Origin of the sequence: Microbacterium sp. B19 (assembly GCF_000333395.1) — a bacterium.
Taxonomy (GTDB): Bacteria; Actinomycetota; Actinomycetes; order Actinomycetales; family Microbacteriaceae; genus Microbacterium.
The window spans coordinates 1-7,673 of sequence record NZ_BADA01000212.1 but is presented as its reverse complement, the minus strand read 5'-3'; the positions used below and the strand labels follow the sequence as shown (position 1 = coordinate 7,673).

Here is a 7,673-nt window from a genome sequence, read left to right as displayed (position 1 = left end):
CGGTGCCGACCATGCCGAGGGGTCCCGACGCCCAGACCGAGTCGACGTCACCCGCCTGCAGGATGCCGATGCCCTCGGCCGAGCCCGCGTCGGGGGCGTAGGCGCCGACCCAGAACCGCACGTCAGTCGATCAGGTCGTGACGGACGATGACCTGGTCGCGCGCGGGGCCGACGCCGATGACGGAGATGCGCGTGCCGCTCATCTCCTCGAGCGCGAGGACGTAGTCCTGCGCCGTCTGCGGCAGTTCGTCGAACGTGCGCGCGGTCGAGATGTCTTCACTCCACCCGGGCAGGTACTCGAGGATCGGCTTGGCGTGGTGGAAGTCGGTCTGGTTGACCGGCAGATCGTCGAACCGCACCCCGTCGACGTCGTACGCGACGCACACCGGGATCTGCTCGAGACCGCCGAGGATGTCGAGCTTCGTCAGCACGAGGTCGGTGATGCCGTTGATGCGCGTGGCGTACCGCGTGATGGGGGCGTCGTACCAGCCGACGCGGCGCGGGCGGCCCGTCGTCGTACCGAACTCGAAGCCGCGCGAGCGCAGGTAGTCGCCGCTCTCGTCGAACAGCTCGGTCGGGAAGGGGCCCGAGCCGACGCGGGTCGTGTACGCCTTCACGATGCCGACGATGCGGTCGAGGCGGTTGGGACCGACGCCCGAACCGGTCGCGGCGCCGCCCGCGGTCGCGGACGACGAGGTGACGAACGGGTAGGTGCCGTGGTCGACGTCGAGCATCGTGGCCTGGCCGCCCTCGAAGACGACGACGTCACCGGCATCCAGGGCATCGTTCAGGAGCAGCGAGGTGTCGCTGACCATCGGGCGGACGCGGTCGGCGTACGACAGCAGGTCGTCGACGATCTCGTCGGCGGTGATCGCGCGGCGGTTGAAGATCTTCACGAGCAGGTGGTTCTTCTGGTCGAGGGCGCCCTCGACCTTCTGCCGCAGGATGTTCTCGTCGAAGAGGTCTTGCACGCGGATGCCGACGCGGTTGATCTTGTCGGCGTAGGCCGGGCCGATGCCGCGACCGGTCGTGCCGATCATGCGCTTGCCGAGGAAGCGCTCGGTGACCTTGTCGAGCGTGCGGTGGTACTGCGTGATGATGTGCGCGTTCGCGCTGATCCGCAGGCGGCTCGTGTCGAGGCCGCGGGCGTTGAGCGCCTCGAGCTCGTTGAAGAGCACCTCGAGGTCGATCACGACGCCGTTGCCGATGACCGGGTTCACCCCGGGGGACAGGATGCCACTGGGCAGCAGGTGCAGCGCGTACTTCTCGTCGCCGATGACGACGGTGTGACCGGCGTTGTTGCCGCCGTTGAACTTCACCACCCAGTCGGTGCGCTCACCGAGCAAGTCGGTGGCCTTGCCCTTGCCCTCGTCGCCCCACTGGACGCCGACGATCACGATTCCGGGCATGTGCGCTCCTCGCGTGTTATCCGGCGGTACACCCCATCCTATCGAGGGGGTACGACACCGCCGTCCGGCTCCGCCCCGTGGCCCTCGCGCGCAGCGCCCGATATCTTCTCCTCATGCGCGACACCGGGGCCGGCACGATCGTCTGGAGCATGCTGCGTTTCGGCGCGGCCGGCGCGATCGCTGCGGCGATCGTCGGCCAGCTCGTCCGATCCATCGGCAACTCGGCGGAGAAGGGCTGGCCGATCGCCCAGACGGTGATCGATTTCTTCAGCTTCTTCACGATTCTGTCGAACGCCACCTCGATGGTGGTGCTCGTGATCGGCGCGGTCCTGCTGCTCCGGCCCGGGACGGTCGACTCCCGCGTCTTCGCGACGGTCCTCGTGAGCGTCACGACCTACATGCTGATCACCGGGATCGTCTACAACCTGCTGCTGCGCAACATCCCGCTCCCGCAGGGTTCGACCGTCCCGTGGTCGAACGAGATCCTGCACGTGTGGGCGCCGCTGTTCTTCCTGCTCGACCTGCTGTTCGCACCGCGCCGACGGGCCCTGCCCTGGTCGACGATCGGCACCATCGCCGTCTTCCCCATCGTGTGGCTCGTCTACACGCTCGTGCGCGGACCCTTCACCCTCGACTTCCGCACCGGAAACGCCTGGTGGTACCCGTACCCGTTCCTGAACCCACACGTGCAGCCGTGGGGATACGGCGGCGTCGCCCTGTACTCCGTCGGCATCGCCATCGCGATCCTCGGGCTCGGCGCGATCGCGATCGGGGTCGGGCGCCTCCGCGGGCGACGCCGGGCGGTGGCCGCTGGTGCGGGCGTTTCGGGGGCCGGCATCCGTCCCGAATAGAATCGAGGGCATGTCCAAGGTCCTGCAGTCCCTTCCCGTCGGCGAGCGCGTCGGCATCGCCTTCTCGGGGGGTCTCGACACCTCGGTCGCCGTCGCGTGGATGCGCGACAAGGGCGCCGTCCCCTGCACGTACACCGGCGACCTCGGGCAGTACGACGAGGACGACATCGCGTCGATCCCCGGCCGCGCGACGCAGTACGGCGCCGAGATCTCGCGCCTGGTCGACTGCAAGACCGCGCTCGTCGAGGAGGGCTTCGTCGCCCTCGCGTGCGGCGCGTTCCACATCCGCTCGGGCGGACGCACGTACTTCAACACCACGCCGCTCGGCCGCGCGGTGACCGGCACGCTCCTCGTCCGCGCGATGAAGGAGGATGGCGTCGACATCTGGGGCGACGGCTCCACCTACAAGGGCAATGACATCGAGCGGTTCTACCGGTACGGGCTGCTCGCCAACCCGGCGCTCCGCATCTACAAACCGTGGCTCGATGCCGACTTCGTGACCGAGCTCGGCGGCCGCAAAGAGATGAGCGAGTGGCTCGTCGCGCACGACTTCCCCTACCGCGACTCCGCCGAGAAGGCCTACTCGACGGATGCCAACATCTGGGGCGCCACGCACGAGGCGAAGACGCTCGAGCACCTCGATGTGTCGCTCGAAACGGTCGAGCCCATCATGGGCGTGCGGTTCTGGGACCCGGCCGTCGAGATCGAGACCGAGGACGTCACGGTCGAGTTCGAGGCCGGTCGCCCGGTCGCGATCAACGGCACGCGCTTCGACGACCCGGTGGCCCTCGTCCGCGAGGCGAACGCGATCGGCGGTCGCCACGGTCTCGGCATGAGCGACCAGATCGAGAACCGCATCATCGAGGCGAAGTCCCGCGGCATCTACGAGGCACCGGGCATGGCGCTGCTGTTCATCACATACGAGCGCCTCGTCAACAGCATCCTCAACGAGGACACCCTCGCCACCTACCACGAGCAGGGCCGCCGCCTCGGGCGCCTCATGTACGAGGGCCGCTGGCTCGAGCCGCAGTCGCTCATGCTGCGCGAGTCGATCCAGAAGTGGGTCGGTTCCACGATCACGGGTTCGGTGACCCTGCGCCTGCGCCGCGGCGAGGACTACACGATCCTCGACACCGTGGCATCCGGGATGTCGTACTCGCCCGAGAAGCTCTCGATGGAACGCGTCGGCGACGCCGCGTTCGGCCCGGTCGACCGCATCGGTCAGCTCACGATGCGCAACCTCGACATCGCCGACTCGCGCGCCCGTCTCGAGCAGTACGCCGGCCTCGGCCTCATCGGCGGCCCGACCGGCGAGCTCGTCGGCGACGTCGCCGTCGGCGGCGCCCGTGAGATCATCGAGCCGGCCACTCCCGTCGACGCGGCCGACGAGCGTCTCGCCGACGCGACGGATGCCGCGGGCGAGTCCGCCGCGTTCGACGCCGGCACCGACTGACCCCGCGCTCCCGCGCTCCCTCGACGCCGCCCCGCCGCCCCGGCCGGGCGGCGTCGTGCTGTGTGCGCGGCGCTGCGTGCGTGTGCGGCGGCGCCAGTTCACGTGATCTGGCCGAACGTACCCGCTATGGCGCGCCACGACGGGTGACCTCGGCCGGATCACGTGATTTGGCGCCCCAACGGGAGCGGAACACGGGCGCATGGAACGGAAAGTGCACACGGGCGTGCAAGATAGGGCTACACTCGGGAGACGTGAGAACGCCCGCCACCCGTCGTGACGCCGTGGAGAACCGCGCCGGCATCGTCGATGCCGCCACCGCGGCGATCGGCCACGACCCCCACGCCTCCATCGCCGAGATCGCCGCGCGCGCAGGACTGTCGCGCCGCGCCCTGTACGGTCACTTCGACGACCGCAATGCCATCGTCCGCGAGGTCATCGCCGCGGGCGCCGCGCGCTTCAACGCCATCGCCGACCGCATCGACGATCCCGACTCGCGGCTCGCGCTCGCGCGGCTCGTGTCCGAGCTGTGGCGCGAGGCCGCGCACGTGCAGGCCGCCGCCTCCCTCGCGCTCGACGACGCGCACGTGTCCGAGACCGCGGCCTCCCTCGCTCCGCTCCGCCGCCGCATCGACGCGATCGTCCGCCGCGGCCAGGACGCCGGCGAGCTGCGCACCGACCTCTCCGCTCCGACTCTGTCGCGCCTGCTCGAAGAGACCGGGCGCATGGTCGTGACCCGCGTCGACGCCGAGTCGACCGCGGCCCGCGAGATCGCCGTGACGGCGGTGCTCGGTATCGCCGGCCTCTCGTGGACCGAGGCCCGGCAGCTCATGGCTCAGCACCCCGACCTGGAGGCGCAGTGAAGATCGTCCTCGACGTGGTCACGAAGGGACGCGCGCAGCGCGCCCTCCCCGAGACCTCCACCTCCTTCGAGACCGGGCGGGCGACGCTCGTCGTCGCGGAGACCGAGCAGCGTCCCACGGTGCTCGGGCTGGTGGCATCCGGTCGTATGAAGATCGACGGCGGGTCCGTCACGATCGACGGACGGATGGATGCCGGTCAGCTCCGCCGCCGCGTCGCCCTCGTCGACGCTCCCGTCGTGTCGGAGCCGTCGCCGAACGTCACCGTCACGGGTGTCGTCGCCGAGGAGCTCATGTTCGCAGGCCACGCGCCCACGCCCTTCGCCGCGCAGCGGTGGCTCGAGGGACTCGGGCTGGAGTCGGTGGCATCCCTCCCGATCGGGAACGTCGATGCGCCGCAGCGGATCCGGATGCTGCTCGAGCTCGCGGCGCTGCGGAAGGGCGTCGACGGGCTCGTGCTCGTCGCTCCCGACCGGCACGGCGGCGAACCGGCCGCGTGGTGGCGGATCGCCGAGGAGTTCGCCGAGCGCGGGTACGCGGTGCTCGTGATCGCGGGGCACGCGTCGCTCACGGCCCTCGAGGCGCAGGCCGCGCTCGGGGACGACGCGGCGCTCGGCCGCGACCTCGCGCCCGGGGGCGACACGGTGCTCGCGGGCGACCTCGCGCCCGAACCCGAACCCACACCCGAACCCGCCGAAGACCCCGCCCCCGAGGCCGACACCCGTCAGGAGGACGCCCGGTGAAGATCCCGCAGATGATCGCGGCGGAGCTGCGCCGCCTCACCTCGACCCGCATGTCGATCCTCGCCCTCGTCGCGCTCCTCGCCGTGCCGATCGTGTACGGCGGCCTGTACCTCTGGGCGAACCAGGACCCGTACGGCAACCTGTCGCACGTCCCCGTCGCGCTCGTGGTCGACGACCGCGGCGCGCAGATCAACGGCGAGCAGCGCAACCTCGGCGACGAAGCGGCCGACCAGCTGCTCGACAGCGACACCTTCGAGTGGCACCGCGTCGACGCCGACCAGGCCACGACCGGACTCGAGCGCGGCGACTTCGACTTCATCGTGACGCTCCCCGCCGACTTCAGCGACGCCGTCGCCTCGCTCTCGAGCGACTCCCCGCGGCAGGCCTCGATCGAGCTGCGCACGAACGACGCGAACAACTATCTCGCCTCCACGATCGGCTCGCAGGCCGTCGCGCGCATCCAGGAATCGGTCGCGAAGAAGGTCACGGATGAGGCCGGCCTCACGCTCCTCGACGCGCTGCACACGATCCGAATGAACCTCGTGGATGCCACGACCGGGGCGACCCAACTCGTGGACGGCCTCGGCACCGCGAAGTCCGGGTCGTCGCAGCTGGCGTCGGGCTCGGCGCAGCTCGCCGACGGGACGGCCCAGCTGTCCTCCGGCGCGGCGCAGCTCGCCGACGGAACCGCGCAGTTGCGCGACGGCTCGGCGCGCGTCGCCGACGGCGCGCAGCAGGTCGCGGGCGGCGTGGACCGCATCGACGCCGCCGCGCGGCAGGTCGGGTCGATCGCCGGGGATGCCGCGGCCCAGCTCCCGCAGGCCCGCGCGGACATCGCGAAGGCCCTGGCCGACGCCGGACTCACGCAGGCGCAGATCGACCAGATCCTCTCGCGACTCGACCCGGTCGGCGACCGGCTCCAGGCGGCCAACACGCGCGTGCAGGACACCGTCCAGCAGATCAACACGCTCGACGACGGGGCGCGTCAGGTCGCCTCCGGCAGCGCGCAGGTGGCATCCGGAGCCTCCACCGCCGCGGACGGCGCGTCGGCTCTCGCGAACGGCGCCGCGTCGGCAGCCACCGGAGCCGCGCAGCTGCGCGACGGCGCGAGCCAACTCGACAGCGGCCTCGGGCAGCTGTCGGACGGGGCGACGAAGCTGCGCGACGGCCTCGCGTCGGGCGTGCAGCAGATCCCGGACTCCGACGACCGGACCCGGCAGGCGCAGGCCGACACGATCTCCGACCCGGTGAACGTCGGGTCGAGCTCGATCACGAAGGCGCAGAACTACGGCGCGGGCCTCGCGCCGTTCTTCGCGGCCCTGGCCGGCTGGATCGGCATCTACGCCCTGTTCCTCATCGTGAAGCCGGTGTCCAAGCGCGCGGTCACGGCGCTGCGGTCGCCGTTCCGCGTGACGCTCGCGGGGTGGCTGACGCCGGCGGGCCTCGGTGCCGTCCAGATGGTCGGGCTGTTCACGATCCTCGCGTTCGCACTGCAGTTCTCGTTCGCGAATCCGTGGGCCGCCCTCGGCATCCTGATCTTCGCCTCGGCGACGTACGCGGCGATCGTGCTCGCGCTGAACGTGTGGCTCGGATCCGTGGGCCAGTTCCTGGGGCTCGTGCTCATGGTGCTGCAGCTGGTCACGGCCGGCGGCACGTTCCCGTGGCAGACGCTGCCCGGGCCGCTCGCGGCGCTCCACCACGTACTGCCGATGGGATACGTCGTGGATGCCATGCGCCAAGTGATGTACGGAGGCGACATCAGCCGCGTCGGGACGGACCTCGTCGTGCTCGGCACGTGGCTCGTCGGCGGCGTGCTGCTCGCGGCGATCGGCGTCACGCGCATGACGCACCACCGGACGCTCCGCGACCTGCAGCCGAGCCTGATCGGCTGAGTCAGCTCTCGTTCACGTCCCGGATGCCGTACGGGCACGCGGTCGCTCTACGTTTTGCGTGTGAAGGCACGGGGGGTGCTGGTCGCGGCGGTGTTCGCGGTCCTGACAACGGTAGGAGCTGTACCGTCGACCGCGCACGCGATCACCTACGCGTGCGCAATCGCTTCGGCTCAGGCGACGATGGAGGACGGGACGCTCCTCATCGACCAGATCCCTGCGACGGTGGTGAAGCCCGGCACCACGATCACGGTGAAGCTGACGATCGATCCGAGTATTCAGCCCTGTCCCGAGGGCGGCGGTGCGGCATCCTTCCAACCGGACGGGCGACGGCTCGAGCGCCCCTGGCTGGAGGCCGGGCGCATGGAGTACACCGTGCGCGTCCCGACCGACCTCAAGGGCGGGGTCACGCAGCGGCTCGTGATCACGACACGGGAGGAACTCGGGTCGGTTCCGCTTTCTCCGTGGCAT

7 protein-coding genes are annotated in these 7,673 nt (G+C 70.6%); 6 read left to right on the top strand and 1 reads right to left on the bottom strand.

All coding sequences use genetic code 11. The features are described from left to right. Nucleotides 1–122: 122 nt before the first annotated feature. Complete coding sequence (locus I5G_RS07820; RefSeq protein ID WP_022878558.1) at nucleotides 123–1,409, bottom strand: adenylosuccinate synthase; 1,287 nt, start codon at nucleotides 1,407–1,409, stop codon at nucleotides 123–125. A 113-nt stretch (nucleotides 1,410–1,522) separates the two neighbouring features. Between I5G_RS07820 and I5G_RS07815 the strand changes: the two genes are divergently transcribed. From I5G_RS07815 to I5G_RS21310, 6 genes are all read left to right on the top strand, one after another. Next, nucleotides 1,523–2,260: a Pr6Pr family membrane protein gene (locus tag I5G_RS07815; protein ID WP_022878557.1), complete on the top strand. Its 738-nt coding sequence runs from the start codon at nucleotides 1,523–1,525 to the stop codon at nucleotides 2,258–2,260. Between the two features lie 10 nt (nucleotides 2,261–2,270). Then, on the top strand, nucleotides 2,271–3,713 hold the full coding sequence (argG, locus tag I5G_RS07810) for an argininosuccinate synthase (RefSeq protein WP_022878556.1): 1,443 nt from the start codon (nucleotides 2,271–2,273) through the stop codon (nucleotides 3,711–3,713). A 251-nt stretch (nucleotides 3,714–3,964) separates the two neighbouring features. Further along, nucleotides 3,965–4,573: a TetR/AcrR family transcriptional regulator gene (locus tag I5G_RS07805; protein ID WP_022878555.1), complete on the top strand. Its 609-nt coding sequence runs from the start codon at nucleotides 3,965–3,967 to the stop codon at nucleotides 4,571–4,573. Beyond that, nucleotides 4,570–5,313 carry a hypothetical protein gene (locus tag I5G_RS21315; protein WP_022878554.1) on the top strand — a complete coding sequence of 248 codons (744 nt, stop codon included), beginning with the start codon at nucleotides 4,570–4,572 and terminating at the stop codon, nucleotides 5,311–5,313. Before I5G_RS07805 ends, I5G_RS21315 begins: the two co-directional genes overlap by 4 nt. Further along, on the top strand, nucleotides 5,310–7,205 hold the full coding sequence (locus I5G_RS07795) for a YhgE/Pip domain-containing protein (protein ID WP_022878553.1): 1,896 nt from the start codon (nucleotides 5,310–5,312) through the stop codon (nucleotides 7,203–7,205). Before I5G_RS21315 ends, I5G_RS07795 begins: the two co-directional genes overlap by 4 nt. Nucleotides 7,206–7,265: 60 nt before the next feature. Next, on the top strand, nucleotides 7,266–7,673 hold a 408-nt coding region (locus tag I5G_RS21310), incomplete at its 3' end, for a hypothetical protein (protein WP_036327035.1).